Source organism: Methylobacterium sp. Leaf361 (genome assembly GCF_001424445.1).
Taxonomy (GTDB): Bacteria; Pseudomonadota; Alphaproteobacteria; order Rhizobiales; family Beijerinckiaceae; genus Methylobacterium.
Genome location: NZ_LMPY01000038.1, coordinates 1 through 26,039, shown reverse-complemented (window position 1 = coordinate 26,039; position 26,039 = coordinate 1). Strand labels below are relative to the sequence as shown.

General features: G+C 71.7%; 26 protein-coding genes and 1 pseudogene. 17 read left to right on the top strand and 10 right to left on the bottom strand.

Annotated elements, in window-relative coordinates; genetic code table 11:
* Together ASG32_RS23075 and ASG32_RS23070 are read left to right on the top strand one after the other, a co-directional pair.
* Nucleotides 1-267, top strand: a pseudogene (locus ASG32_RS23075) (porin family protein); the annotation flags it as partial.
* A 216-nt stretch (nucleotides 268-483) separates the two neighbouring features.
* Nucleotides 484-978 (top strand): PRC-barrel domain-containing protein, encoded by a 495-nt coding sequence (locus ASG32_RS23070; RefSeq protein ID WP_020095331.1) that lies wholly within the window; start codon nucleotides 484-486, stop codon nucleotides 976-978.
* A gap of 160 nt (nucleotides 979-1,138) precedes the next feature.
* On the opposite strand, the gene parE is transcribed toward ASG32_RS23070, so the two are convergent.
* Nucleotides 1,139-3,199 carry a DNA topoisomerase IV subunit B gene (gene parE / locus ASG32_RS23065; RefSeq protein ID WP_056531212.1) on the bottom strand — a complete coding sequence of 687 codons (2,061 nt, stop codon included), beginning with the start codon at nucleotides 3,197-3,199 and terminating at the stop codon, nucleotides 1,139-1,141.
* A gap of 371 nt (nucleotides 3,200-3,570) precedes the next feature.
* On the opposite strand from parE, the gene ASG32_RS23060 reads away from it, so the two are divergent.
* The gene (locus tag ASG32_RS23060) at nucleotides 3,571-3,759 is read left to right on the top strand and encodes a hypothetical protein (protein ID WP_056531209.1); all 189 of its coding nucleotides are present in this window, start codon (nucleotides 3,571-3,573) and stop codon (nucleotides 3,757-3,759) included.
* A gap of 185 nt (nucleotides 3,760-3,944) precedes the next feature.
* Here the strand turns inward: ASG32_RS23060 and topA are convergent, their stop codons facing one another.
* The gene (gene topA, locus ASG32_RS23055; RefSeq protein WP_056531206.1) at nucleotides 3,945-6,629 is read right to left on the bottom strand and encodes a type I DNA topoisomerase; all 2,685 of its coding nucleotides are present in this window, start codon (nucleotides 6,627-6,629) and stop codon (nucleotides 3,945-3,947) included.
* Between the two features lie 206 nt (nucleotides 6,630-6,835).
* Between topA and ASG32_RS35835 the strand changes: the two genes are divergently transcribed.
* Nucleotides 6,836-6,961 carry a hypothetical protein gene (locus tag ASG32_RS35835; protein WP_348271898.1) on the top strand — a complete coding sequence of 42 codons (126 nt, stop codon included), beginning with the start codon at nucleotides 6,836-6,838 and terminating at the stop codon, nucleotides 6,959-6,961.
* A 154-nt stretch (nucleotides 6,962-7,115) separates the two neighbouring features.
* Entirely contained in the window at nucleotides 7,116-7,409 is a 294-nt protein-coding gene (locus ASG32_RS23045) for a BrnA antitoxin family protein (protein ID WP_244492143.1), read from the top strand.
* A 4-nt stretch (nucleotides 7,410-7,413) separates the two neighbouring features.
* Here the strand turns inward: ASG32_RS23045 and ASG32_RS23040 are convergent, their stop codons facing one another.
* Nucleotides 7,414-8,373: a molybdopterin-dependent oxidoreductase gene (locus ASG32_RS23040; RefSeq protein ID WP_056531201.1), complete on the bottom strand. Its 960-nt coding sequence runs from the start codon at nucleotides 8,371-8,373 to the stop codon at nucleotides 7,414-7,416.
* Nucleotides 8,370-9,230, bottom strand: a complete 861-nt coding sequence (locus ASG32_RS23035) for a cytochrome b/b6 domain-containing protein (RefSeq protein WP_056531198.1) — start codon at nucleotides 9,228-9,230, stop codon at nucleotides 8,370-8,372. Before ASG32_RS23035 ends, ASG32_RS23040 begins: the two co-directional genes overlap by 4 nt.
* 320 nt (nucleotides 9,231-9,550) lie before the next feature.
* On the opposite strand from ASG32_RS23035, the gene ASG32_RS23030 reads away from it, so the two are divergent.
* From ASG32_RS23030 to coaA, 3 genes are all read left to right on the top strand, one after another.
* A complete protein-coding gene (locus ASG32_RS23030) occupies nucleotides 9,551-10,498 on the top strand; it encodes an aspartate carbamoyltransferase catalytic subunit (RefSeq protein ID WP_026605274.1) in 948 nt (315 codons plus the stop codon).
* Between the two features lie 142 nt (nucleotides 10,499-10,640).
* Nucleotides 10,641-10,964, top strand: a complete 324-nt coding sequence (locus ASG32_RS23025) for a phosphoribosyl-ATP diphosphatase (RefSeq protein WP_020095338.1) — start codon at nucleotides 10,641-10,643, stop codon at nucleotides 10,962-10,964.
* Nucleotides 10,961-11,950, top strand: coding sequence for a type I pantothenate kinase (coaA, locus tag ASG32_RS23020; protein ID WP_020095339.1), 990 nt, complete (start codon nucleotides 10,961-10,963; stop codon nucleotides 11,948-11,950). Before ASG32_RS23025 ends, coaA begins: the two co-directional genes overlap by 4 nt.
* A 163-nt stretch (nucleotides 11,951-12,113) precedes the next feature.
* Here the strand turns inward: coaA and thpR are convergent, their stop codons facing one another.
* Together thpR and ASG32_RS23010 are read right to left on the bottom strand one after the other, a co-directional pair.
* Complete coding sequence (gene thpR, locus ASG32_RS23015; RefSeq protein WP_056531194.1) at nucleotides 12,114-12,653, bottom strand: RNA 2',3'-cyclic phosphodiesterase; 540 nt, start codon at nucleotides 12,651-12,653, stop codon at nucleotides 12,114-12,116.
* On the bottom strand, nucleotides 12,653-13,264 hold the full coding sequence (locus tag ASG32_RS23010; RefSeq protein WP_056531191.1) for an arylesterase: 612 nt from the start codon (nucleotides 13,262-13,264) through the stop codon (nucleotides 12,653-12,655). Before ASG32_RS23010 ends, thpR begins: the two co-directional genes overlap by 1 nt.
* A 222-nt stretch (nucleotides 13,265-13,486) precedes the next feature.
* Between ASG32_RS23010 and ASG32_RS23005 the strand changes: the two genes are divergently transcribed.
* Nucleotides 13,487-14,170, top strand: coding sequence for an ABC transporter ATP-binding protein (locus tag ASG32_RS23005; protein WP_085986741.1), 684 nt, complete (start codon nucleotides 13,487-13,489; stop codon nucleotides 14,168-14,170).
* Nucleotides 14,170-16,746 (top strand): FtsX-like permease family protein, encoded by a 2,577-nt coding sequence (locus ASG32_RS23000; RefSeq protein ID WP_056531188.1) that lies wholly within the window; start codon nucleotides 14,170-14,172, stop codon nucleotides 16,744-16,746. Before ASG32_RS23005 ends, ASG32_RS23000 begins: the two co-directional genes overlap by 1 nt.
* A 160-nt stretch (nucleotides 16,747-16,906) precedes the next feature.
* On the opposite strand, the gene ASG32_RS22995 is transcribed toward ASG32_RS23000, so the two are convergent.
* Nucleotides 16,907-17,230, bottom strand: coding sequence for a hypothetical protein (locus ASG32_RS22995; RefSeq protein WP_056531185.1), 324 nt, complete (start codon nucleotides 17,228-17,230; stop codon nucleotides 16,907-16,909).
* A 161-nt stretch (nucleotides 17,231-17,391) separates the two neighbouring features.
* Between ASG32_RS22995 and ASG32_RS22990 the strand changes: the two genes are divergently transcribed.
* The 3 genes from ASG32_RS22990 to ASG32_RS22980 all read left to right on the top strand — a co-directional run bounded on the left by ASG32_RS22990 (nucleotide 17,392) and on the right by ASG32_RS22980 (nucleotide 20,175).
* Nucleotides 17,392-17,979 carry a PAS domain-containing protein gene (locus ASG32_RS22990; RefSeq protein ID WP_056531182.1) on the top strand — a complete coding sequence of 196 codons (588 nt, stop codon included), beginning with the start codon at nucleotides 17,392-17,394 and terminating at the stop codon, nucleotides 17,977-17,979.
* A 425-nt stretch (nucleotides 17,980-18,404) separates the two neighbouring features.
* Entirely contained in the window at nucleotides 18,405-19,175 is a 771-nt protein-coding gene (locus ASG32_RS22985) for a Bax inhibitor-1/YccA family protein (RefSeq protein ID WP_020095346.1), read from the top strand.
* Between the two features lie 97 nt (nucleotides 19,176-19,272).
* Nucleotides 19,273-20,175, top strand: coding sequence for a dihydrodipicolinate synthase family protein (locus tag ASG32_RS22980; protein WP_056531179.1), 903 nt, complete (start codon nucleotides 19,273-19,275; stop codon nucleotides 20,173-20,175).
* A gap of 10 nt (nucleotides 20,176-20,185) precedes the next feature.
* Here ASG32_RS22980 and ASG32_RS22975 read toward each other — a convergent pair whose 3' ends face one another.
* Nucleotides 20,186-20,560, bottom strand: coding sequence for a DUF2794 domain-containing protein (locus tag ASG32_RS22975; protein ID WP_056531176.1), 375 nt, complete (start codon nucleotides 20,558-20,560; stop codon nucleotides 20,186-20,188).
* 345 nt (nucleotides 20,561-20,905) lie between these two features.
* On the opposite strand from ASG32_RS22975, the gene bluB reads away from it, so the two are divergent.
* Together bluB and ASG32_RS22965 are read left to right on the top strand one after the other, a co-directional pair.
* Nucleotides 20,906-21,544 (top strand): 5,6-dimethylbenzimidazole synthase, encoded by a 639-nt coding sequence (bluB, locus tag ASG32_RS22970; RefSeq protein WP_056531173.1) that lies wholly within the window; start codon nucleotides 20,906-20,908, stop codon nucleotides 21,542-21,544.
* 228 nt (nucleotides 21,545-21,772) lie between these two features.
* The gene (locus ASG32_RS22965) at nucleotides 21,773-22,240 is read left to right on the top strand and encodes a L,D-transpeptidase (protein WP_234080996.1); all 468 of its coding nucleotides are present in this window, start codon (nucleotides 21,773-21,775) and stop codon (nucleotides 22,238-22,240) included.
* Nucleotides 22,241-22,252: 12 nt separating this feature from the next.
* Here the strand turns inward: ASG32_RS22965 and ASG32_RS22960 are convergent, their stop codons facing one another.
* Nucleotides 22,253-22,561: a cupin domain-containing protein gene (locus ASG32_RS22960; protein ID WP_056531170.1), complete on the bottom strand. Its 309-nt coding sequence runs from the start codon at nucleotides 22,559-22,561 to the stop codon at nucleotides 22,253-22,255.
* A 239-nt stretch (nucleotides 22,562-22,800) separates the two neighbouring features.
* On the opposite strand from ASG32_RS22960, the gene ASG32_RS22955 reads away from it, so the two are divergent.
* Nucleotides 22,801-23,811: a 2-keto-3-deoxygluconate permease gene (locus ASG32_RS22955; RefSeq protein ID WP_056531165.1), complete on the top strand. Its 1,011-nt coding sequence runs from the start codon at nucleotides 22,801-22,803 to the stop codon at nucleotides 23,809-23,811.
* 19 nt (nucleotides 23,812-23,830) lie between these two features.
* Here ASG32_RS22955 and ASG32_RS35340 read toward each other — a convergent pair whose 3' ends face one another.
* Nucleotides 23,831-24,094: a DUF1674 domain-containing protein gene (locus ASG32_RS35340; protein WP_056531163.1), complete on the bottom strand. Its 264-nt coding sequence runs from the start codon at nucleotides 24,092-24,094 to the stop codon at nucleotides 23,831-23,833.
* A 56-nt stretch (nucleotides 24,095-24,150) separates the two neighbouring features.
* Here ASG32_RS35340 and ASG32_RS22945 point away from each other — a divergent pair, with 56 nt between their 5' ends.
* Nucleotides 24,151-25,530, top strand: a complete 1,380-nt coding sequence (locus ASG32_RS22945; protein ID WP_170855276.1) for an RsmB/NOP family class I SAM-dependent RNA methyltransferase — start codon at nucleotides 24,151-24,153, stop codon at nucleotides 25,528-25,530.
* The last annotated feature ends 509 nt before the right edge of the window (nucleotides 25,531-26,039 follow it).

The following is a 26,039-nucleotide window of genomic DNA, read 5'->3' as shown; positions in this document are numbered from 1 at the left end:
AGCTTCCGCACCGGCTGGGCCGCCGGCGGCGGCGTCGAGTACGCCCTGCCCACCGACTCGTTCCTGAACTTCTTCCGCTCCTCGGCCGTCACGCTGAAGGTCGAAGGCCTGTACGTCAGCCTCGACCGCCAGAAGAACTCGGCCGGCGGCGTGTTCTACGGCAACCTCCTGCCCCCGAACGGCACCGCCTACCTCAACGGCGCCGCCGCCAAGACCGAGTTCGCCGTCGTCCGCGCCGGCCTGAACTACAAGTTCGGCTCGTACTGAGACCGGATGCCGGAGCCGGCTCTGCCGGCTCCGCGCTCCCGAAGGGCCCGGCCGCAAGGCCGGGCCCTTTCGCGTTTCGGGACAGCGAAGCGACCTCGGCGGGTGCGACAGGGAGGGCCGGAACCGCGCGGGCCGCCCGCGATTGAGACCGCGGCGCCCCTCAGTGACCCGGACAGGGCCTTCCACGCAGGGACCGGGCGCGCGGAGCGATCAGCCATGCGAAGCCGAATCCTTCTCCTGTCGCTCGCGGCCCTCGGCCTCGCGAACGCGCCGGCCTCCGCGCAGGACGCCAGCGTGATCGGCAAGGACACGATCCTGCCGGCCACGGGACCGGGAACCTCGACGGACGGCAAGGGGGGCGGGCGGCTGACGGAGGCGGCAAGCGCCGAGGACGCGGCCAAGCGTCAGGGGCTCAAGCCCGTCACCTTCCTGACCACGAAGATGATCGGCGTGACGGTACGCAACGCCGCCGGCGACAGCGTCGGCAAGATCGAGGATCTGCTCATCGCCGACGGCGGGACGCTCAAGGCCGTCGTGATCGACGTCGGCGGCTTCCTCGGCCTCGGCAGCAAGCTCATCGCGGTCGAGCCGGGCGCCCTCGTGCTGCGTCCCGGCGGCGACCGCTTCTCGGCGGTCCTCAACATGGGCAAGGACACGGTGGCGGCGGCCCAGCCCTTCGACCCGGCCAAGGTGATCGCGCCGCCCCGATAAGGCGCGACCGAAACCCGTCACCCGTCTTTGCGAGCGCAGCGAAGCAATCCAGGGCAGCGCGACTTCGGTGAACGTGGCGCTGCTGGGTTGCTTCGCTGCGCTCGCGATGACGGCGCGGCGCCATCGACCGACGCGGCGCGGCCGCGCCGGCGCTCCGGCGTCAAATGTCGAGGTCGGCGCCCTCGGCGAAGGCCGCGCGCTCGCTGATGAAGGCGAAGCGCGCCTCGGGCTTGTTGCCCATCAGGCGCTCGACCGTGTCGCCGGTCGATTCCCGGGCCTCGTCCAGGACCGCGACGCGCAGCAATGTGCGCTTCTTCGGATCCATGGTGGTTTCCTTGAGCTGGGCCGGCATCATCTCGCCGAGGCCCTTGAACCGCCCGATCTCGACCTTGCCGCCCTTGAACACGGTCTTGACGATCCGCTCCCGATCCGCGTCGTCCCGGGCATAGGCCACCTTCGAGCCCTGCTGCAGCCGATAGAGCGGCGGGATCGCGAGGTAGAGGTGGCCGCGGTCGATCAGCCTCGGCATCTGGCGGTAGAAGAAGGTGATCAGCAGCGAGGCGATGTGGGCGCCGTCGACGTCGGCGTCCGTCATGATGATCACCTTCTCGTAGCGCAGGTCCGCCTCGCGGAAGGCCGAACCGGTGCCGCAGCCGAGCGCCAGGGTGAGATCCGAGATCAGCTGGTTGGCGCCGAGCTTGTCGCGCGAGGCCGAGGCGACGTTCAGGATCTTGCCGCGCAGCGGCAGGATCGCCTGGGTCGCCCGGTCCCGGGCCTGCTTGGCCGAGCCGCCGGCCGAGTCGCCCTCGACGATGAAGATCTCCGAGCCCGCGGTGCCGGCCGCCGAGCAGTCGGCGAGCTTGCCGGGCAGGCGCAGCTTGCGGGTCGCGCTCTTGCGGGCGACCTCCTTCTCCTGGCGGCGGCGCAGGCGCTCCTCGGCCCGGTCGATCACCCAGTCGAGGAGCTTGTTGGCCTGGGCCGGGGAGGCGGCGAGCCAGTGGTCGAAGGCGTCGCGCACCGCCGTCTCGACGATGCGCTGGGCCTCCACGGTGGCGAGCTTGTCCTTGGTCTGGCCCTGGAACTCCGGCTCGCGGATGAAGACCGAGAGCATCGACGCGCAGGTCGCCATGACGTCGTCGGTGGTCACCGCCGTCATGCGCTTGGCCTGGTTCACCCGCTCGGCATGCTCGCGCAGGCCGCGCAGCAGGGCGACGCGCAGGCCGGCCTCGTGGGTGCCGCCCTCGGGCGTCGGGATCGTGTTGCAGTAGGAGTGCGAGATCCCGTCCTCGGCGACCATCCAGGCCACCGCCCATTCGAGCGACCCGTGCGAGCCCGGCTTGGTGATCTTGCCGGAGAACATGGCGTCGGTGACGAGTTCCTTCCCGTCGATGTCGCGGGCGAGGTAGTCGCGCAGCCCGTCGGGGAAGCGGTGCACCGCCTCGGCCGGCACGTCCTCCAGCCCCTCGAGGAGGGCAGGGGCGCAGCGCCAGCGGATCTCGACGCCGCCGAACAGGTAGGCCTTGGAGCGCGCCATCTTGAACAGGCGGCGCGGGTCGAACTTCAGCGAGCCGAAGATCTGGGCGTCCGGGTGGAAGCGCACGCGGGTGCCGCGGCGGTTCTGCACCCGGCCGACCAGTTCCAAGGCCCCTTGGGCATGACCGCGCGAGAAGGTCTGGCGGTAGAGGGTCTGGTTGCGCGCCACCTCGACCTCGAGCAGGTCTGAGAGCGCGTTCACCACCGAGATGCCGACGCCGTGCAGGCCGCCCGAGGTCTCGTAGACCTTCGAGTCGAACTTCCCGCCGGCGTGCAGCGTGGTCATGATGACCTCGAGCGCCGACTTGCCGGGAAATTTCGGGTGCGGGTCGACGGGGATGCCGCGGCCGTTGTCGGTCACCACGAGGGCGCCAGATTCCTCCAGCTCCACCTCGATGAAGCTGGCATGGCCGGCGACCGCCTCGTCCATCGAGTTGTCGATCACCTCGGCGAACAGGTGGTGCAGCGCCCGCTCGTCGGTGCCGCCGATATACATGCCGGGCCGGCGCCGGACGGGCTCCAGCCCCTCCAGCACCTCGATGTCGGAGGCGGTGTAGCCGCCCTCCGGCTCGGCGGCCGCGAGCGTCGCCACGGAGGCCGCCGAATCCAGCCGCCGCCGCGGCTCGGGCGGGCGGGCCGCCGCGCCCTTGCCGCCCGGCCCGAACAGGTCCCGCGCCGGATCGCTCACGCGCGGTCTCCTGGCGCGCGGCGCGTCGGCCGGCTCGGCTTCGCGCAGACGGGTCTTGGGACGGGTCTCGGGTCGTGGAGCATGCGCCTTCATCCCCGCATGATAGCGGAACAAACCATAAACATCAAAGCCGTTCGCCCTGCGGCGAGGCGGTCGCATCATCGCATGCTGCGCCGCCGCGAGCGAGGGCCGCGTCCGTGTCGGCACACGGTTCCGCGCGCCGGGCCGTCATCACGACGTTGCACAACAATGGGTTAAGGCTTTCTCGTGACCCGCATGCCCGGCTTCCACAGGCGACGCCCGGAACAGAACGGGACGATCGACGTTGGTGGCGGAGATAAATCTTGACCGTGGTCAGGGAGCCGCAGTCCATGAGCGACGCCGCGATCGAGGCCCGCCGCCTCACGTTGATCCGCTTCGAGCACGCGGCCGGCGCCGCCTTCGGCTGCGACGATGACGCGGCTGTCGCGCCGGCCGGGCGGGCGCTGGTCAATGCCACCACGATCACCTTGGCGACCTTCGCGACTGCGGTCGCGGCGACGATCACCTACTTGGTCTGAACCCGATCGCTGACCGCAACCCGCGGTGAGGGGCGGCAACGCTGCCTCTGCCACGTCCTTGCGAGCGGAGCGAAGCAACCCAGCCGGCGCCACGTTCGAACGCCTCGCGCTGCACTGGATTGCTTCGCTCCGCTCGCAAGGACGGGCGGGCTTGCCGGCCCGCCTCAGCCTCGTCCACGAACGCTTCAGCCCGCGCTCGACGTCTTCGCCGCCGCCTTCTTGGCCGCAGGCTTCTTCGCGGCGGTCTTCTTCGCCGCCGGCTTGTCGCCGCTCGCGGCCCGCGCCGACCCTTTCCGGACCGCCCCGCGCTTCGCCGGCTTGCCGCCGCCCGCGGCGCGCTTGGCGTTCATCAGGGCGATCGCCTCGTCGAGGGTCAGCGCCTCGGCGCTCATCGTCTTCGGCAGCGTGGCGTTGACCTCGCCGTCCGTGACGTAGGGCCCGTACTTGCCGGCCTTGACCACGAGATCGCGGCCGCTGGCCTCGTCCTTGCCGAGCGGCCGGCCCGGATCGGCGGCCGGGCGGCCGCGTCCGCCGCCCTGCTCCTTGGCGACGATCAGGTCGATGGCGCGGTTAGCCCCGATCTCCAGCACGTCGTCGTCCTTGCCGAGATTGGCGTAGGTTTTCCCGTGCTGCACGTAGGGTCCGAACCGGCCGAGATTGGCCAGGATCGGCTCGCCGGTCTCGGGGTGGCGGGCCACCTCGCGCGGCAGCGCCAGCAGGGCCAGCGCCTTGTTGAGATCCACGTCCGAGGGGCTGAGCCCCTTGGGCAGCGACGAGCGCTTCGGCTTCTCGGCGCCCTTCTCGGCGGAGGCCTCGCCGAGCTGGAGGAACGGTCCGAACCGGCCGTCACGCAGCGTCACCGGCAGGCCGGTCGCGGGATCGTCGCCCAGCACCCGCACGCCCGGCTGGCCGCCCTCGGCCGAGGAGCCGTCACCGTCGCCGTCGACGCCCGAGGCCGAGAGCTGCCGGGTGTACTTGCACTCCGGGTAGTTCGAGCAGCCGATGAACGCGCCGAACTTGCCGAGCTTCAGCGACAGCTGGCCCGAGCCGCAGGTCGGGCAGGTGCGCGGGTTCGAGCCGTCGCCCTTGTCGGGGAAGATGTGCGGGCCGAGGAGGCCGTTCAGCGCCTCCAGCACGTCGGCGACGCGCAGCTCCTTGGTCTCGCCGATCGCCGCGGAGAAGTCGCGCCAGAAGTCGCGCAGCACCGCCCGCCAGTCGATCTCGGCGTTGGAGACCCGGTCGAGCTGCTCCTCGAGGCCGGCGGTGAAGTCGTACTCGACGTAGCGCCGGAAGAAGCTCTCGAGGAAGCCCGTGACGAGCCGCCCCTTGTCCTCCGGCTGCAGCCGCTTCTTCTCGATCTTGACGTATTCGCGATCCCGCAAGGTCTGGAGAACCGCGGCATAGGTCGACGGGCGGCCGATGCCGAGCTCCTCCATGCGCTTCACGAGGCTCGCCTCGGAGTAGCGCGGCGGCGGCTCGGTGAAGTGCTGGGTCGAGCTGATCCGCTCGCGGGCGAGCGAGTCGCCGGCCTTCATGGGCGGCAGGCGGCGGCTCTCCTCGTCCTCCTCGTCGTCCTTGCCCTCCTGGTAGAGGGTCAGGAAGCCGTCGAACTTCACCACCTGGCCGGTGGCGCGCAGGTCGATGGTCCGCGGTCCGACCTTGGCGGTGACGTCGACGGTGGTCCGCTCCAGTTCGGCCGATTCCATCTGGCTGGCCATGGTGCGGGTCCAGATCAGCTCGTAGAGCCGGGCCTGCTCGGGCTCGAGGTGGCGCGCCACCATCTTGGGCAGGCGGCCCATGTCGGTGGGGCGCACCGCCTCGTGGGCCTCCTGGGCGTTCTTGGCCTTGACGCTGTACTTGCGCGGAACGTCCGGCACGTAGCGGTCGCCGAACTCCTTGCCGATCACCCGGCGGGCGTCCTGGATCGCCTCCGGCGCCATGTCGACGCCGTCGGTCCGCATGTAGGTGATGATGCCGACCGTCTCGCCGCCGATATCGACGCCCTCGTAGAGCCGCTGGGCGACCCGCATGGTCTGGGCCGGCGCCATCCCGAGCTTGCGGGAGGCCTCCTGCTGGAGGGTCGAGGTCGTGAAGGGCGGCTGCGGGTGGCGCTTGGCGGGCTTCGCCTCGACGCTCGCCACCTGGAAGGTCGCGAGCTCGAGGTCGCGCTTGAAGGCGGCCGCCTCCTCGCCCGTGCCGACGTCGATGCGCTGGATCCGCTTGCCGTCGGCGCCCACGAGGCGGGCCTCGAAGGTCGCGCCATCGGCGGTCGTCAGCGTGGCGATGAGCGTCCAGTACTCGCGCGGCTTGAACCGCTCGATCTCCATCTCGCGCTCGACCACGAGCCGGAGCGCCACGGACTGCACGCGCCCGGCCGAGCGGGCGCCCGGCAGCTTGCGCCACAGGACCGGCGAGAGGTTGAAGCCGACGAGGTAATCGAGCGCCCGGCGCGCCAGGTAGGCGTCGACCAGCGCCTGGTCGATCTCCCGCGGCTTGCGCATCGCCTGCTCGACCGACGCCTTGGTGATGGCGTTGAAGGTCACGCGCTCGACCGGGATGCCCTTGAGCGCCTTGCGGGCGGTGAGCGCCTCCAGCACGTGCCAGGAGATCGCCTCGCCCTCGCGATCCGGGTCGGTGGCGAGGATCAGCTTGTCGGCGCCCTTGACCGCCTTGGCGATCTCCGAGACCCGGCTCGCCCCGCGGTCGGCCAGCTCCCAGACCATGTGGAAGTCCTGCTCGGGATCCACCGAGCCGTCCTTGGGCGGCAGGTCGCGGATATGCCCGAAGGAGGCGATGACTTCATAGTCGCGGCCGAGATACTTGTTGATCGTCTTGGCTTTGGCCGGCGACTCGACGACGACGACTTTCATTCAGACCTCTGCCCCTGACGGAGCCTGGGCGCGACGGACGAATTCTGCTCGAGATTCGCGTGGGACGTATGCCCGCCGTCGGGCCGGGGCCGCGCGCCGGGCACAAGTGGGTCACGGGCGGCGGGTTGTCAAATCGCGAATCCGCGCAAGCCTCGCCCGAGGGACTCGTCGTAAGCCGCGCGAGCGGCTTATATGAACGGTGCGCGATGGCGGTCACCTACGATCCGGCCAAGCGCAGTCGGACCCGCGCGGAACGCGGGCTCGACTTCGAGGATGCGGCACTGGTGTTCGCGGGCCGGACGTTCACGTTCGAGGATGTCCGTCAGGACTAAGGCGAGATCCGTCTCGTCACGGTCGGCGTCCTGGCTGGCCGCATGGTCATCGTGATCTGGACGCCTCGGGACCAGGATCACCATTTTTTCTCGATGAGGAAGGCCAATGCCAGGGAGCAGAAGCGCTACGCACCGCTCATCCGCTGAGGCCCCGGTGAAGAGCGACCTCGTCAAGATGGACGCGCACGCGATCACGTCGGAGGAGTACGACGAGATCCCCGAGCTGACGGATGCGATGCTCGAGCGCGCCGACTTCTATTCCGGCGACCGGTTCGTGCGGCGCGGACCACCCGACATGGCTCCTGAAATGGCTGACGGATCGGACACGATCCGTCTCCTTCCGGACGTGGCCGCGCATTTCCGCGCGCAGGGGCCCGGCTGGCAGGCGCGCGTCAATGCCCTGCTGTTGGAGGCGGTCGAACGCGGGCGCGGAGAGACACCGCGCTGAGCGGTCAGATCCCCGCGTACCACTCGTAGCCGCGGTCTTCCCAGTAGCCGCCGCTGCCCTGGCCGATCCCGGCGAGCGACTCCACCATCTCGACCCGCATCACGTACTTGGCCTGCTTGTAACCGAGCTGGCGCTCGACCCGCAGCCGCAGGGGCGCGCCGTTCGAGACGGGCAGCGGCTTGCCGTTGAGGTCGTAGGCCAAGATCGTCTGCGGGTTGAAGGCGTCGTAGAGGTCGATGCTCTCGTAGTAGCGGATCGGGATCCCCGCCGGCTCGGGCTCCGGGGCCGGGCTGCCCTGGCCCCAATCGTCCTTGGGCGCGTCGGTCGCGGTGGCCGGGCCGCCCCAATCGTCGGCGGCGGCGAGCTGCACGTAAGCCTCGCGCACCGCGCCCGGATGGGTCGGGCGCCAGAGGGACGCGCCCTGGTCGCGCCCTCTGCCACCGCCCTTGGGACCGGCCTCGAACTCCAGCGTGTCGGCGCAGTGGAACACCGCGTAGCGCGCCTGCGGCTTCAGCCCGGCCTTCTTGAGCACCTCGGCGAGCGGCACGCCGCCCCATTGCCCGATGCAGCTCCAGCCCTCCACGCAATCGTGCCGCGTGATCTGGGTGCGGGCGGGTAGGGCGCGCAGGTCCGCGAGGCTCAGCGACAGCGGCGTCTGGACCAGCCCGTCGACGGAGAGCTTGAAGTCCGAGAAGTTCCGCGCCGCCAGCGCCCGGTAGGCGCGGTCCGGCGGGTCGATCGTGCCGTTCGGCTTGAACCAGGGCGAGATCATCGAGGCCGGGAATTCCCGGGCCAGGGTCGTCGGCGACATCAGCAGGCGCTGGACGTATTCATTGGCGTCCTCGCCGACCTTGAGGGTGCGCTGCCCCGTCTCGGTCCCGGCGAACTTGTCGCAGCCGGCCAGCAGCGCGGTGCCCATCAGGCCGGCGCCCGCGGTGAGGAGCTTGCGGCGGTGGAGGATCATCGCGCGGTCTCCCGGTCGCGGCCGAGGCTGAACCAGCCGGTGATCATGCCGCGCATGTTGTTGACGAGCCCGGAGACGACCACGAGCAGCACGTGGACCACCACGAACAGCACGATCAGCCCGGCGGCGATGAAGTGGACGCTGCGCGCCGATTGCCGGCCGCCGAACAGCTCGGTCAGCCAGGGCCACGCGGCGTCCATCCCGGGCGACATGGCGAGGCCGGCGAGCACCATCGCGGGCAGCAGGCCGAGCACGAGGACGAGGTAGGTGAGCTTCTGGATGACGTTGTAGCGCTTGGCCTCGGTGCCCTCGGGGAAGCGCAGGAGCAGGTGCTCCTTCACGGAGCCGCCGAAGTCGCGGATCTGGTCGCCGTCGGGGATCAGGCGGCGGCGGAGCTGGCCCGAGACCAGGCCGTAGAGCAGGTAGACCGCCCCGTTGATCACGAGGAGCCACGCGAACAGGAAGTGCCAGCGCCGCCCGGTCGCGAGGTCCTGGTTGGCCGGCAGCGTCGCCCAGGACGGGAAGGCGCGCTCCACCTCGGTGCCGCCCTCCCTCGACAGGCCGAGCACGCCGGTCGTGTCGAGGGTGTGGGAACCGACCGTCACGACGCCGCGGGTCGTGCCGTCGCGGCCGGGCTCGCTGGTGATGGCGAGCGACGGATTGTCGAAGGTCGAGACCGAACCCCAGTAGAGCGCCGGGTGGGCGTTGAAGATCTGCAGGCCGCTCATCAGCAGCACCAGCAGCACCGCGGCGTTGATCCAGTGCGCCAGCCGGATGACCAGCGGGTGGCGGTAGAACCAGCGGCGCCCCTGCCGGTCGACGGTCTCGGGGGCTTCGAGGGCAGGGGAGGCGGCCAAGCGTCTGGATCCCGGGCAAGCGGCGCGGGGTCGGGAGCGTACGAATCCCGACCGTTCGGGCAGATACGTGGCGCGGGGGCGGGCGGTTACCATCCGCCGGGAAAAAGGCCGCAGCCGCCTCTCGAAGTGCGACTGCGCCGATGGGCGCGCGCCGTCGATGACGGAGCGCGACGCGCCCCCTCCTGCCGCCGGACGGACAGCCTGGGCCTCGAACCCGTGACGCCCGCAGCCCCTGACGGAGCGAGCGTCATGACTGAACCGGGATGAGCGCCGAACAGCCTTGCCCCCCGGGCGCGCCGCACCTACACCCGGGCCTCATCATGACGACGCCTCCGACCCCGGCCTTCCCGCACCGGCACCTCCTCGGCATCGAGGGCCTGACCCGGCCCGACATCGAGGGGCTGCTCGACGCCGCCGAATCCGCCGTCGACATCTCGCGGCAGGTGGAGAAGAAGCGCACGACCCTGCGGGGCCGCACGCAGATCAACCTGTTCTTCGAGCCCTCGACGCGGACGCAATCGTCCTTCGAGCTCGCCGGCAAGCGGCTCGGCGCCGACGTGATGAACATGTCGGTGGCCTCGTCCTCGGTGAAGAAGGGCGAGACCCTGATCGACACCGCCGCGACGCTCAATGCCATGCGGCCCGACATCATCGTGGTCCGTCACGAATCGGCGGGCGCCGTTCACCTGCTCGCCCGCAAGGTCGACTGCGCGGTGGTCAATGCCGGCGACGGCGCCCACGAGCACCCGACTCAGGCCCTCCTCGACGCGCTCACCATCCGCCGCAACAAGGGCCGGATCGAGGGCCTGCAGGTGGCGATCTGCGGCGACGTCCTGCACTCGCGGGTGGCGCGATCCAATATCATCCTGCTCCAGGCCATGGGCGCGCGGGTCCGCCTGATCGCGCCCTCGACGCTGCTGCCCTCCGGGATCGAGCGCTTCGGCGTCGAGACCTTCACGGACATGCGCAAGGGCCTCGTCGGCTGCGACATCGTGATGATGCTGCGCCTCCAGCGGGAGCGCATGAACGGCTCGTTCGTGCCGTCCGTGAAGGAGTATTTCCGATACTTCGGCCTCGACGGCGAGAAGCTGGCGCTCGCCAAGCCCGACGCCCTGGTGATGCATCCGGGGCCGATGAACCGCGGCGTCGAGATCTCCTCCGAGATCGCCGACGGGGCGCAGTCGCTGATCCGCGAGCAGGTCGAGATGGGCGTCGCCGTCCGCATGGCCGTGCTGGAAGCGCTGGCGCGGCACCTGCCGAACGGGTGAACCCAAGACAACGGGTGATCCCCAGACAAAGCCGGGCGGCCTTCACCCGCTCCGCTTGCCCGCCGAGCGGCCGTGGCGCAGTTTCCTGCCGAAATCCGGCCCTGATCTGTATAAGGGGCCGTCGCAACATGCAGATCGCTTCATGACCGCCTACACGCTCGCCGACCTCGCCGCCCTCGTGGCGAGCCGTGCCGGGACCGATCCGGCCACCTCCTACACGGCCAAGCTCCTGTCCGAGGGCCCCGCCAAGGCGGCCAAGAAGCTCGGCGAGGAGGCGGTGGAGGCGGCGATCGCGGCCGTGCAGGGCGACAAGACCGGCCTGCGGAACGAGGCCGCCGACGTGCTCTACCACCTCGTCGTGCTGCTCCGGGCGGGCGGGGTCGAGCTCGATGCCGTGATGGCGGAGCTGGAGCGTCGCACGGCCCAGAGCGGCATCGCCGAGAAGGCCGCGAGGCGCCACGCGTGAACGCGGCCGCGCTGCCGGGCTCGGTCGAGGCGATCCTCGAAGCGTCCGACCGGCTCTCGCCGTATCGCCGCTTCAGCCGCGAGGAATGGGCGCAGCTGCGCGCCGACACGCCGCTCACCCTCAACCAGGAAGACCTGGAGCGGCTGCAATCGATCAACGACCCGATCTCGGTCGAGGAGGTGGTGGCGATCTACCTGCCGCTGTCCCGTCTGCTCGCCCTGTACGTCGCGGCGACGCAGGGCCTGTTCAAGGCGACGCAGCGCTTCCTGATGGCCGAGCGCGAGACCAAGGCGCCCTACATCATCGGGCTCGCTGGGTCGGTGGCGGTGGGCAAGTCCACGACCGCCCGCATCCTGACCGCCCTGCTGGCGCGCTGGCCCAACACCCCGAAGGTCGACCTCGTCACCACCGACGGGTTCCTGCTGCCCAACGCCGAACTCGCCGCCAACGGGCTGATGGAGCGCAAGGGTTTCCCGGAGAGCTACGACACCGCCGCGCTGCTGCGCTTCCTCCACGACGTGAAGGCCGGCCACAAGCGCGTGACCGCGCCGCTCTACTCGCACCTCGTCTACGACCGGGTGCCCGGGGAGGAGCGGGTCGTGGAGAGCCCCGACATCCTGATCGTCGAGGGCCTGAACGTGCTCCAGCCCGCCCGCCTGCCGCGCGACGGGACCGCGATCCCGTTCGTGTCCGACTTCTTCGACTTCTCGATCTATCTCGACGGCCACGAGGACGACCTGCACCGCTGGTACGTCACGCGCTTCATGAAGCTGCGGCAGACGGCGTTCCGCGACCCGCGCTCGTACTTCCGGAAATACGCCGAGATCGCCGAGACCGAGGCCCTCGACATCGCCGACCGGCTCTGGACGACGATCAACCTGCCGAACCTGCGCGAGAACATCGTGCCGACCCGCCAGCGGGCGAGCCTGATCCTGACCAAGGGCGCGAGCCACCGGATCGAGAGCGTGGCCCTGCGGCGGTTGTAGGCCGGTTCGGGCCGATCGCGCGATCGGCCCGCATGAAGACCGAACCTCCGTCATCACGAGCGACGCGAAGTGACCCAGGGCAGCGCGACGTTCGGGGCGATGTCGCCGACTCTGGATTGCTTCGCTTCGCTCGCAAGGACGTGAACGACCGAGCCCAGGCGCATCACGCGAACGCGAACTCCGCCTCCGCCACGTACGGACCGCCGCCGGTCGAGTCCCGCGCCGAGAACAGCGTCACCCGGTCCGACGTGTAAATCAGCGGCGCGAAGACCGGCGCCTGCGACAGGTACATCGCCGCCGCCTCCGGCGTGGCGTCGCGCCGGAGGCGCGCCAGGGTCACGTGCGGGGTGAATTTCCGCCGCTCCGGCTCGACCCCGGCCCGGCGCACGAGCCGCTCCTGCTCGGCCTGGAGATCCATCAGCTCCGCCTCCGGCACCACCGAGGCGTAGAGCGCCCGCGGCCTGTCGCCGCCGAAGATGCCGAGGCCGTCGAGCGTCACCGTCAGGGCCGGGCGGACCCGCATCTCGGACAGCGCCTCCACCACGTCGTCGGCCGTGGTCGCGTCGACGTCGCCGATGAACCGCACGGTCACGTGGAAGTCGCCGGGCTCGATCCAGCGGGCCCCGGGCAGGCCGCCCTGCCAGGCCCTGAGCGCGTCGGCGATCGCGGGCGGCACGGCGAGGCCGGTGAACAGGCGCGGCACTACCGCGACGCCCCCTGCCGGAGGCTCCCCAGGAAACCCTCCACCGTCGGCAGCATGCGGGAAGCGATGGTCTCCACGCCCTGCCGGTTCGGGTGGATCATGTCGTCGAGGTGCTGCGCCCGGTCGCCGATGATCCCGTCGAGGAAGAACGGGTAGAGGGTCAGGCCGTAGCGCTCGGCGAGCGCCGGGTAGATCGCGTCGAACCGCGCCTTGTAGTCCGGCCCGAGGTTGGGCGCGGCCTGCATGCCGGCGAGCAGGACCGGGATGCCCCGGGCCTTCAGCCGCTCGATGATCGCCGAGAGCGCGCCCTCGGTGACCTTCGGGTCGGTGCCGCGCAGCATGTCGTTGGCGCCGAGTTCGAGGATCACGCCCGCGGTCCCGTCCGGGACAGACCAGTCGACCCGGTCGAGGCCGCCCGTGGCGGTGTCGCCGGAGACGCCGGCATTGGCGACCGTCACGTCCGCGCCCCTGGCCTTGAGCAGGCGCTCCAGCACGGTCGGGAAGGCGGCGTCGGCCGGGAGTTTGTAGCCCGCGGTCAGGCTGTCGCCGAGGGCGACGAGCTTGACCGGCCCGCCGGGCGCGGCCCGCGCTCCCGGCGCGACGGCTGTCATGAAAGGGACCATCAGGAGCGCTAGCGCTGCGGCATACAGGGCCGTGCGCCGGAACACAGCGCGCGCGTCATGGCGCGGCCCCAATGCCGAACCCATATCGCGGTGCACCCGCGGCCCGTAGAGCCAAGATCGAAGCCGAAGGGATCGACCCCACGTGAGGACCTCGCGCGCCATGCTCGTCATCGCCCACAGATCGGCTCACCGGTGAGCCAAGGCAAGGTGCTGCGCGAGCCCGCGATCGCGCTGTCGGACATCGATCTCAGCCTCGGCCGCGGCGCCGCCCGCGTCCACGTCCTGCGCGGCATCTCGCTGAATGTCGACCGCGGCGAGGCGGTCGGCCTCGTCGGCCCGTCCGGCTCCGGCAAGTCGACGCTGCTGATGGTGATGGCCGGGCTGGAGCGGCCCGATTCCGGCGGCGTCGTCATCGAGGACACCGATCTCGTCCGCCTCGACGAGGACGCGCTGGCGCGGTTCCGCGGGCGCCGGATCGGCATCGTGTTCCAGGCCTTCCACCTCGTGCCGACCATGACGGCGCTCGAGAACGTGGCCCTTCCGCTCGAACTCGCCGACCGGCCCGGCGCCCTGGAGCGGGCACGCGCCGAGCTGGAGGCGGTCGGCCTCGGGCACCGGCTGCACCATTACCCGGCGCAGCTCTCCGGCGGCGAGCAGCAGCGCGTCGCCATCGCCCGGGCGGTCGCCCCCGACCCGGCGATCCTGGTCGCCGACGAGCCCACCGGCAACCTCGACGAGGCCACCGGCCGCCAGATCGTCGACCTGCTGTTCCGGCTGAAGCGCGACCGCGGCGCGACGCTGGTCCTCGTCACCCACGACAACGGCCTCGCCCGCCTGTGCGACCGCACCGTGCGCCTGCGCTCGGGGCGGATCGAGGAGGCGGTGACCGCCTGATGCACGGCACGATCACCCGCCCCGAACCCGCGCCCCGCCGGATCCCGCTCACCCTGCGCCTCGCGCTGCGCGAGTTGCGGGCCGGGCTCGACGGCTTCGCGGTGTTCCTCGCCTGCATCGCGCTGGGCGTCATGGCCATCGCGGGCGTGGCGTCGATCTCGCGCTCGCTCTCGGACGGGCTCGGCCGGGAGGGCCGGCGCATCCTCGGCGGCGACCTCGCCTTCAACCTCATCAACCGCGAGGCGACCGACGCGGAGAGGCAGGCGCTGGCGCGCGAAGGCCGCCTCGACATCGTCGCCTCCCTGCGGGCCATGGCGGTGGCGGGCAGCGGCGACGCGGCCCTGGTCGAGCTGAAGGCCGTCGACCCCGCCACCTATCCGGCCGCCGGCGACCTCGCGACCGACCCGCCGGGCCGCCTCGCCGACCTGCTGGCGGAGCGCGACGGGGTGCCGGGGGCGCTGGCCGACCCGGCCCTGCTCACCCGCCTCGACGTCAAGGTCGGCGACCGGATCGCGCTCGCCGGGCACGACGTGGCGATCCGCGGCACCATCGTGTCCGAGCCCGACAAGATCGCCGGCGGCATCGGCTTCGGTCCGCGGCTGATGGTCTCCGAGCCGACGCTCCGCGCCACCGGCCTCGTCCAGCCCGGCAGCCTCAACCGCTGGAGCTACCGTCTGGTCCTGCCGCCCGGCACGCCGGACGCCGACCTCGACGCGGCGCAGGCCCGGATCCGCGCCGCCACCCCCGAGGCCGGCTGGGAGATCCGCTCGCGCACCAACGCCGACCCGCGCTTCGCCAAGAGCATCGAGCGCTTCACGCAGTTCCTGACCCTGGTGGGACTCACCGCGCTGATCGTCGGCGGCGTCGGGGTCGGCAACGCCGTCCACGCCTTCGTGGAGCGCAAGCGGCCCTCGATCGCGACGCTCAAGAGCGTCGGCGCGCCGGGCTCGCAGGTGGTCGCCCTGTACCTGACGCAGGTGATGCTGATCGCCGGCCTCGGCACCCTGATCGGCCTCGCGATCGGCGCGAGCCTGCCCTTCCTCCTCGACGCCCTGTTCTCCGCCGACCTGCCGCTGCCGCTGAACCCGACGCTCGCCCCCGGGGAGCTGGCGCTCGCGGCCGCCTACGGGCTGATCACGGCCTTCGCCTTCGCGATCACGCCGCTCGGCCGCGCCCACGACGTGCCGGTCTCCGGGCTGTTCCGCGACACGGTCGACCCGGCCCGCGTCAGCCCGCGCTGGCGCTACCGGATCTGGCTCGCCGTCAGCCTCGCGGCCCTGGTCGGCCTGTCGGTGGCGACCGCCTTCGACCGGCGCGTCGCGCTGATCTTCATCGCGGCCGCAGCCATCGCGTTCGGCCTGCTGCATCTGGTGGCGCTCGGCCTGATGGCGCTCGCCCGCCGCCTGCCGCACCCGCGCTGGCCGGCGCCCCGGATGGCGCTCGCCAACCTGCACCGGCCCGGCGCCCTGACGCCCGCCATCGTCCTGTCGCTCGGCCTCGGCGTGACGCTCCTCGTGACGCTCAGCCTGATCGACGCCAATGTCCGCCGCACGATCAGCGCGACCCTGCCGGCCCGGGCGCCGAATCTCTTCTTCCTGGACATTCCCTCCCGGGACGCCGCCCAGTTCCGCGAGTTCCTGGCGCGCTCGGCCTCGAGCGGGAAGATCGAGGACGTGCCGATGATGCGCGGCCGGATCGTCGCCCTGAACGGCGTGCCGGCGAGCAAGATCCGCCCCCCGGAGGACGCCGCCTGGGTGCTCGACGGCGACCGGGGCATCACCTACGCCGACACGGTGCCGGACGGCTCCAGCCTCACCGCGGGGGCGTGGTGGAGCCCGGAGCAGGGCGCGAAGCCGCTGGTCTCCTTCGAGGCCGACCTCGCCCGCCAGCTCGGCTTGAAGCTCGGCGACACCGTGACGGTGAACGTGCTCGGGCGCGACCTCACCGCGACGATCTTCAACCTGCGCCGGGTGGAGTGGCGCAACCTCGGCATCAACTTCGTGATGGTGTTCTCGCCGGGCACCTTCCGGGGCGCGCCGCATTCCGACCTCGCGACGCTGACCCTGCCCGGCGGCACCGACGCTTCCGCCGAGAACCGCATCCTGCGCGACGTCGCCAAGACCTTCCCGTCGGTGAGCGCCGTGCGGGTGAAGGATGCCCTCGACGCGATCGGGGACCTCGTCGGCCGGCTGGTCCTGGCGATCCGGGGGGCGAGCGCCGTGGCGGTGCTGGCGAGCCTGTTCGTGCTGGCCGGCGCCATCGCGGCCGGGCACCGGGCGCGGCTCTACGACGCCGTCGTGCTCAAGGTGCTGGGCGCGAGCCGGGCGCGGCTGCTGACCGCCTACGCCCTCGAATACGCCGCGCTCGGGCTCGCCACGGCGCTGTTCGGCCTCCTGGCCGGGACGCTCGCCGGCTGGGTGATCGTCGCCAAGGTCATGCACCTCGACTTCCGCCTCGACCTGTCGGGCGCGCTGGTCGCGGCCGTGGCCGCGGTGGCGCTGGCGATCCTCCTCGGGCTCGTCGGTACGTGGCGGATCCTGGGGCAGAAGCCGGCGCCGTATCTCCGGCAGACCTGACGGAGGCCGATCCCGCAGGCTCCGTATCCGGTTCAGCCCCGGCGGAGGCCGCAATCGAGGCCGTCGAGAGCGGCGGACCGCGCCCGGCCGGAGACGGTCCGGCAGGATATCGAAGCCCTCGGTCCGTGGGGGAGGGGCTTCCAACCGTCGGACCCCGCGCTCACGGGTCGCCGCGCTCCGCATTCTCCGCGGTGCGCGCGCATGCCTCGGTCGGTTCGGGGCCGACCAGAGCTTGGACCGCCTCACCGAATCGCCTCCGCGCCGCAGGATCGAGTCGGCGCAGGTGGACCCCGACCAGCATCAGCAGCCGCTCCGTCTCCCGCTCGATGGCCGGACGGTCCACAGATCCGCAGTGATCGGAACCGTAGAACGCCTCGATCGGCAAATCGAGGGACTGCGCAATCCTGTTCAGCGCGCGCGCGGCGGAGGATTCCACCTTCCGGTCAGCAATCGTCCGCAGGAATTCGAGTCCGTTCTCATCCATGGCGGCCCCTCGAATCACTCGCGACGGGGGAAAATTTCCCAACCATGACAAGAAGTGCCCCCGTGAAGGGGTATTCGCAAGTGAACTCTTTGTCATTTCGCCGGAAGATTGGTACGGAGCTAGACATTCGAGCTTCGAGCGGCCCGGGGGGACCGTCCACCATGCGCATCAACGTCATCGATGGCTACGCGGAGAACGCCGACCGTCTCCGGGCGGCTCTCGAAGCCTCGTGCGTTGTGGGAACCTGGGAGTGGGACCACGTCCGCGGCGTGGTCGTCTACGACGCGGGCGCGGCCCGGCTGCTGACCGGCAATTCCGACCTCGCCGACCGTCCGATCAACGGGCCGATGGCGCTGGCCGCGGTGCATCCCGAGGACATGACGTGGTTGATGGACCACATGCTCCGGGCCGTCCGGTCGAGCGGGCTGGTCCTTGCCGAGTACCGCGTGTTCAAGGCGGACGGCACCGTGCGCTGGCTCCTCAGCCGGGGGCGGACCCATCGGAACGAGGACGGCGAGCCGCAGCGCTCGCACGGCATCCTGATGGACATCACCGAGATCCGCGACGGCGGCGACCGCTACGTGGTCGGCAGGCCCATGGCGGGCGGCGACCCGCTGGAGCGGGCGGCCGACCTCGCCGTCGCGCTCAAGGAGACGCTCACCGACGACATGCCCGCGGAGGTGCGGGCGGCCGCCGACCTGATGCTGCTCGGTCTGGGTCGCGCCCTGGCCCGCCGGATGACGCACTGAACCGCCCCTCCCGGGCGGCCCAGATCCCGCGCGCCGGAGAGCGGATCTCCGAGACTGCGGATCCACCGTGCAGGCACGAACCCGCCGGGATTCGGCGGTCCGGACCGGAGAAACCGGGGCGCACGCGGACGCACGTGGCATAAGGAAGCCGTTAAGACTTCGCGCGGGCGCATCGAAACGCCTGGACGGCGGCAACCGTCAGTCGAACAACCCGACGACGGAGCGGAATGCATTTTAATCCCGGCCCAGATGGACAAAAATACATCCGCCGGACACGGAAAAGCGGCCCCAGAACCGTGGCCGGGGACTTGTGTCGCGGCTTCGGGCGCAACATATTCCCGACCGAGGCGCCAGCCCGGCGCCAGAGGTCCTGCGTGGGCCTCGACCGAACACCACGCTGAGAGAGCCTCCGCAAGGAAACTCCCATGGCATTCGAGAACAGCCCCTTCCGGTACGGCGCCCAGCAGCCGACCGGCTACGCCGGCACCCAGGTCGAGGTCGATCAGGGCCTGCGCACCTTCATGCTCGGCGTCTACAACAATATGATCGTCGGGCTCGGCATCTCGGGTCTCGTCGCGCTCGGCCTGAACATGGCCTCCGTGGCGGCCTACCAGGGCACCCGCCCGATCCTGACCCCGTTCGGTCAGACCCTCTACCTCAGCCCGCTGAAGTGGGTCCTGATGCTCGCCCCGCTGGCGTTCATCTTCGTCTTCTCCATGCGGATGGACCGGATGTCGGCCTCGTCCGCGCGGACGATGTTCTGGGCCTTCGCGGCGGTGATGGGCGCCTCGATGTCCTCGCTCCTCCTGGTGTTCACCGGGGGCAGCGTGGTGCAGGTGTTCTTCATCACGGCGGCGGCCTTCGGCTCGCTCAGCCTGTGGGGCTACACCACCCGGCGCAGCCTCTCCGGCATGGGCTCGTTCCTGATGATGGGCCTGATCGGCATCATCCTCGCGTCGCTGGTGAATATCTTCTTCGCCTCGTCGGCCCTCCAGTTCGCCATCTCGGTGCTGGGCGTGCTGATCTTCGCGGGCCTGACCGCCTACGACACCCAGAAGCTCAAGGAGATGTATCTCTACGGCGGCTTCGACGGCGAGATGGCGGCCAAGATGTCGGTGAACGGCGCCCTGACGCTCTATCTCGACTTCATCAACATGTTCCAGTTCCTGCTGAGCCTGATCGGCGACCGCCGATAAGCCAGCCCGAACAAGACGGGACGAGGGAACCCCGGCGGGACACCGCCGGGGTTTCTTTTTGCCTGGCCGCCGCGCGCGGATGCGCTAGGCTCGGACCATGCCCGCGCTCTCCGACCTCTCCGGCCTCTCCGCTTTCCCGATCACCCCGAGCGACGCAGACGGCCGCGTCGACGCGGAAGCGCTGCGCCGGTTGCTGGAGCCCCTGGCGGCCGCCGGGGTCGACTCGATCGGCCTCCTCGGCAGCACCGGGACCTACGCGTACCTGAGCCGCGAGGAGCGGCGCCGGGCGGTGGCGATCGCCGCCGAGGCCGTGGCCGGACGGGTCCCGCTCCTCGTCGGCATCGGCGCCCTGCGCACCGACGAGGCCGTCCGCCTCGCGCAGGACGCGCGGGCGGCCGGCGCGGATGCCGGGCTCCTCGCCCCCGTCTCGTACACGCCGCTCACCGAGGCGGAGGTCGAGGCGCATTTCGCGACCGTAGGGGAGGCGGGTGGCCTGCCCCTCGTCCTCTACGACAACCCCGCGACCACGCATTTCCACTTCACGCCGGCGCTGATCGGCCGGATCGCCCGCCAGCCCGGGATCGTGGCCGCCAAGTGCGCCGCACCGGAGCCGGCGCGGGCCGCCGCCGGGATCGCGGCCCTGCGGGAGGCCGTCCCAGCGGGCTTCCCCATCGGCTTCAGCGGCGACTGGAACGTCACCGAGGCGCTGATCGCCGGCGGCGCGGCGTGGTTCAGCGTGGCGGGCGGCCTGTTTCCCCGGACCTGCCTGGCGATCGTCCGGGCCGTGGCGGCGGGCGAGACCGAGCGGGCCCGCGCCCTCAACGCCGAGCTGGAGCCCCTCTGGAGGCTGTTCCGGACGCATTCCAGCCTGCGGGTGGTCTACGCCCTGGCCGATCTCATGGGCCTGTGCCGCGCCGAGCCGCCGCGGCCGATCCGGCCCCTGGCGCCGGAGGCGGTAGCCGAGATCGCCGCGACCGTCCGGCGCCTGTCACTGTCCTGAGCGGGCGCCGTCAGACCGCCGCCGGTGCCGATTCCAGCACGGCGATCACCCGGGCTAGCTCGGTGCCGCGCTTCAGGATCTGGCCGCTCGCGGCGACGACGGCGTAGGCCCCCTGGCGCCGGGCGAGCTTGGGATCCTTCTCGATGCGGTAGAGCGGCATCTCGGAGGAGCGCCGGTAGATCGAGAACACTGCCTTGTCGCGGCGGAAATCGAGGGCGTAGTCGCGCCACTCGCCCGCGGCAACCTGCCGGCCGTAGAGGTTGAAGATCGTGCGGAGCTCGTCCCGGTTGAAGGCGATCTGCGGAGGGGCCGCGCGGGCGGGGAAGGGGATGACATGGCCCGCCGCTTCGTCGGGCCTCGACCCGGCGCTCGTCCTCTCGGTCATCACGGCTCCCGTGCATCGATGCTTTGCCGGATGATGGGCCTCGCCGCCGCGGCCCGCAAGGGTCGCGCGCGCCGTGTCCCGCGAGACACGCCCAAGCGACAAAAAACACGGTTTGGCCCGATTCACGCCTTTTGCAGGCCGCGTTGCGGCGCGACAACAGGCGTCGAACCTCGCCGGGTTCTGCCCGGTCGGCGACCGACACCCAGCTCCCCAGCCATCGGTCGCCGCTCGGGATCCCAGGATCCGGCACTCCGAGGTTTCGAGACCCAAGACTTCAGGCCGCCCCTCGGGCGGCCTTTTTTCCGTTTCCCGTCGGGCCGGGGTTGCGGCTATGCCAGCCGCATCATGGGCCCGCCCGCCTTCGACGCCGCCTTCCTGCACGACCTCGACGCGCTGTTCGCGTGGCGCCGCGACGTGCGCCGCTTCCGGACGGATCCGGTCGACGAGGACGCCCTGCGCGCCTGCCTCGCGGCGGCCCACCGGGCCCCCTCGGTCGGCAACAGCCGGCCCTGGCGCTTCGTGCGGGTCGCGGATCCGGGACGCCGCCGCGCGGTCGCGGAGAACTTCGCCGGCTGCAACGAAGCCGCGGCCGCGGGCTACGCGACCGACCGGGCCGCGCAGTACCGCGGCCTGAAGCTCGCCGGCCTGCGGGAGGCGCCGGTCCATCTGGCCGCCTTCTGCGACGTGGCCACCGAGACCGGCCTCGGCCTCGGCCGGGCTAGCATGCCGGAGACCCTGGCCTACTCGGTCGTGGGGGCGGTGCAGTGTTTCTGGCTCGCCGCCCGGGCCCGCGGCCTCGGCGTCGGCTGGGTCTCGATCCTGGAGCCGGAGGCGGTCGCGGCGATCCTGGCCGTGCCGGAGACGTGGCGGCTCGTGGCCTATCTCTGCGTCGGCTACCCGGTGGAGGAGCATCTCGACCCGGAACTGGAGCGCCACGGCTGGCAGTCGGAGGACCGGCGCGGGAGCGAACTCCACGAGCGCTGAGACGCGCGCGGAGCGGCGGCCCCGCCGCGCGGCAACGGCCCGTACACTCTGGTTCGTGGTTGCTCTTTTACCGTGCCCCGCGGATCCGCAGAATGACCCCGCGTCAACCATAGCTTTTCTCGGAACGGTAAGCTCGGCCGGGGATTACTTGCCCGCGTCTAGTCTAGCTTTGCGAGGATCGCGGTGATGTCGGGTCGGGTGGCGGCTCTATTCGGTTTGGCCGGTGCAATGCTGGCCGGTTGTTTCCAGGCGGCGCAGGCGCGCGAGATCGTCCCCTTTGCCAACGGCGTCGCGCCGGGCTCGGTGGTGATCAGCGTGTCGCAGCGCAAGCTCTACCTGGTGAACGGCGACGGCACGGCGATCCGCTATCCCGTGGCGGTGGGCCGTCCCGGCAAGCAGTGGTTCGGCATCAAGCCGATCGACGGCAAGTACGTCGCCCCCGCCTGGTCGCCCCCCGCGGAGGTGAAGCGCGACAACCCGCGGTTGCCGAACCTCATCGCGGGCGGCTCGCCGCACAATCCCATGGGGGCGGCGGCGATGACGCTCGCGGGCGGCGAGTACGCGATCCACGGCACCAACCGGCCGAACTCGGTGGGCACCTACGCGTCCTACGGCTGCATCCGGATGTACAATCAGGACGTGGTCGACCTCTACGCGCGGGTCGATGTCGGCACGCAGGTCTACATGACCCACTGAGGCCCGCCGGCCTCACCCGGCCGGCGGGGCGGTCGCCTCGACGGCCGTGAAGGTCTCCAGGATCCGGTAGGTGTGCGCCGCGCCGGCCGGCACGCAGTAGGAATCGCCCGGCGCGAGCGCCATCGTCTCGCCCTCCAGCACGAGCTCGGCCCGGCCGCTGATGACGTAGCCGACCGTCTCGTGCGCCGAGGTGGTCATCGGCTTGTCGGCGTTGGGCTCCTCGGCCCGCCACATCCGCATGCCGAGCCGCTCGCCGCGGGCGAGGTGGATCTCGCCGTGCGGGCCCGCGGCCGCGCTCCGGGCCGATACTGTCGTCGCCATCGTCGCCTCCCTCCGGTGAACCTCGCCAACGGGGTCCGGCGCCCGACGTTCCGCGCCCGACAGCGCGACACGTTCGGCAAGCCCCGCGCCGGCGCGCCGCTTGACGGCCCGCGCCGCGCCCCGACAGGATGACGCACCGGTCCGAGAGGCGCCCGACAGAGGCGCGGGCCGGCGCGGCGTCCGCGATCCCGCCCGGGTCCGGCGCGTCGGCGGACGACCCGGATCGGGAGGGACGCGCCATGCAGATCAAGGCGGCGATCGACAGGATTCCCGGCGGCCTGATGCTAATGCCGCTCCTGCTCGGGGCCCTGTGCAAGACCTTCGCGCCGGGCGCCCCGGCCTATTTCAAGGGCTTCACGCAGGGGATCATGACCGGCGTGATCCCGATCCTGGCGGTCTGGTTCTTCTGCATGGGCGCCTCGGTCAGCCTGAAGGCGACCGGCACGGTGCTGCGCAAGTCCGGCACACTGGTGGCGACCAAGCTCGTCGCCGCCTGGGCGATCGTGCTGGTGGCCGGGCTGTTCATCCCGCCCGAGGGCATCCAGACCGGCTTCTTCGCCGGCCTGTCGATCCTGGCGATCGTCTGCGCCATGGATATGACCAATGGCGGCCTCTACGCCTCGCTGATGCAGACCTACGGCAGCCGCGAGGAGGCCGGCGCCTTCATTCTGACCTCGATCGAGTCCGGCCCGCTGATGAGCATGATCATCCTCGGCGCCTCCGGGGCGGCGCATTTCGAGCCGCAGATCTTCGTGGGCGCGGTGCTGCCCTTCCTGGTCGGCTTCGCCCTCGGCAACCTCGACCCGAAGCTCCGGGCCCTGTTCGCGCCCGGCGGCCAGCTGATGATCCCGTTCTTCGCCTTCGCGCTGGGGAACACGGTCGACCTCAACAACCTGCTCTCGCCGCTCGCGGGGCTCGGCATCGTGCTGGCGCTCGCGGTGATCGTCCTGACCGGCATCCCGCTGATCCTGGCCGACCGGGCGATCGGGGGCGGGACGGGCACGGCCGGCTTGGCCGCCTCCTCCACTGCCGGGGCGGCGGCCGCCAACCCGCTGGCGATCGCCGCCGTCGCCCCGCAATTCGCCCCCTCGGCGCAGACCGCCACCGTGCTGGTGACGATCTGCATCATCGTCACCTCGATCCTCGTGCCGATCCTGACCGGGCTCTGGTACCGGCGGTTCGGGGCGGGCGTCGCCGAGGCCCGGGCCGAGGAAGAGGCCGGCGCGCCGCTGGCGGTCCCGGCCGAGTAGGCGCCCCGCGGCGGATCTCTCAGAAGTCGACCGCGAGGCCCTTCACCTCCCAGTCGTCGTAGCGGACCGGCTCCAGGCCGCCGCGCCCCTGGCGCTCGGGCTTGGCGCTGATCTCGGCGGCCCGGGCGTCGATCGCCGCGCGGCGCTCGGCGGCCTCGGCGAGGGCGCGCTGGGCCGCCGGGCTGAGGATGCGGGGCGGGGCGGCGCCGTCTCCGGCCTCCGCGGCCGGGTCCTGTCGGTGCGGGTCCTGTCGGTGCAGGTCTCTTGCGGTCGGCTCTTGCATCGCGCTCGCTCGGGTGTGAGGGCGTGGGTCCGGAAGACGTCGGATCTGGAGCAGAAGTGGCATCGCGGGACACAGGCCGCAACACGCGGAACGCAGCGGCACCGGGCGGGACCGGTCCGGACATCGCGGGACTGGGGGCGCGCCGCGCGGCGATGCAGGCGGTCGCGGCCCTGATCGGCCAGGAGCGCCCCCCCGCCCTCGACGACGCCCTCGCCCAGGCGATCCGCGCCGAGGCGCTGGCGCCGGCCGATGCCGGGCTGGCGCGGGCCATCGCGGTGGCGACCTTCCGCCGCTACGGGCTGATCCGCGCCGCCCTGGCCGCGCGGCTCGAGCGCGGGCTCCCGGCGGCCAAGCCGCAGCTCACGGCCCTGCTGGCCACCGCGACCGCCCAGATCCTCGACCTCGCGGTCCCCGACCACGCCGCGGTCGACCTCGCCGTGCGGCTCGCCAAGGCGGATACCCGCACGGCCCATCTCGCCGGGCTCGTCAACGCGGTGCTGCGCCGGGTCGCCCGCGAGCGCGACGCGATCCTGGCCGCGGACGCCGACGCCCTGGCGGTCAACACCCCGGACTGGCTCGCCCGCCGCTGGGTCGCGGCCTACGGGCCCGAGCGCGCGGCCGCGATCGCTCGCGCCCACCTCGCGGGGGCCGCCATCGACCTGACCCCGCGGGGCGAGCCCGCCGACTGGGCCGCGCGGCTCGGCGCCGTGACCCTGCCGACCGGCTCCCTGCGCCTGCCCGAGAACGGCCCGGCCATCCCCGAGCTGCCGGGCTTCCAGGAGGGAGCGTGGTGGGTCCAGGACGCCGCCGCGGCGCTGCCGGCCCGCCTCCTGGCGCCGCGGGACGGCACCCGCGTCCTCGACCTCTGCGCGGCGCCCGGCGGCAAGACCCTGCAGCTCGCCGCCACCGGCGCCCGGGTCACGGCGGTCGATCGGTCCGCACCGCGGCTGGAGCGCCTGCGCGAGAACGTCGCGCGGCTCGGCTTCGCCGTCGACGTCGTGGTCGCCGACGCCCTCGCGCTGGAGCCGCAGGACCACGACGCCGTGCTGCTCGACGCGCCGTGCTCGGCCACCGGGACGATCCGGCGCCATCCGGACGTGGCCTGGACGAAGGCCGAGGCCGATATCGGGCGGCTCGCCGCGCTCCAGGCGAAGCTCCTCGACCACGCGGCCGGGCTGGTGCGGCCGGGCGGCCTCCTCGTCTACTGCACCTGCTCGCTGGAGCCGGAAGAGGGCGAAGCGCAGGTGGCGGCGTTCCTGGCCCGCGATCCCCGCTACGCGCGGGTGCCGGTCCGGCCCGAGGAGGTCGGCGGCGCCGCGGCGCTGATCGACGACCGCGGCGACCTGCGCACGCTGCCGTGCCACCTGCCGGAGTTGGAAGGCGCCCGCGGCGGCCTCGACGGCTTCTTCGCGAGCCGCCTCCGGCGGGCGGACTGACCGGTCGCCCGCCTCCGCCCCGTCATTCCGGGGCGCCGCAGGCGAGCTCGGAACCCGGACCCGCCAACGGCGCGTTCCCGATCGTGTTGCAAAGGCCCGGAAGACAGGAGTCTGCCGGTCGGCACAGCCGCGCCGCGACGCGATCCCTCTCCCGCACGGGAGAGGGACCCGCGCCCAACTCTCACATCGTTTCCGGGTCATGGGATCGGTTCCGCCGTCCTCGCGAGCGGAGCGAAGCGAGCCAGCGGCGCTCCGCCTGCCGATGTTGCGCCGCCCTGGGTCGCTTCGCTGCGCTCGCGAGGACGGAGAGGCGCGTCGACCGCGCTGCACCGCTCAGCTTGCCTTGACAATGTTCCTATTTTGTGCTTCCTGACCGCACCTGTCCGCGGCGGCCCGGGAGCGATCCCGGGCCGTCCTTCGGGGGCCCGCCCGGTGGCTGACCGTGCGGGTCCGGGGACGGGGCGGCGCCCGCGTCGGTGGCTCTCAGCCGCCATCGCCCCGGGCGACGG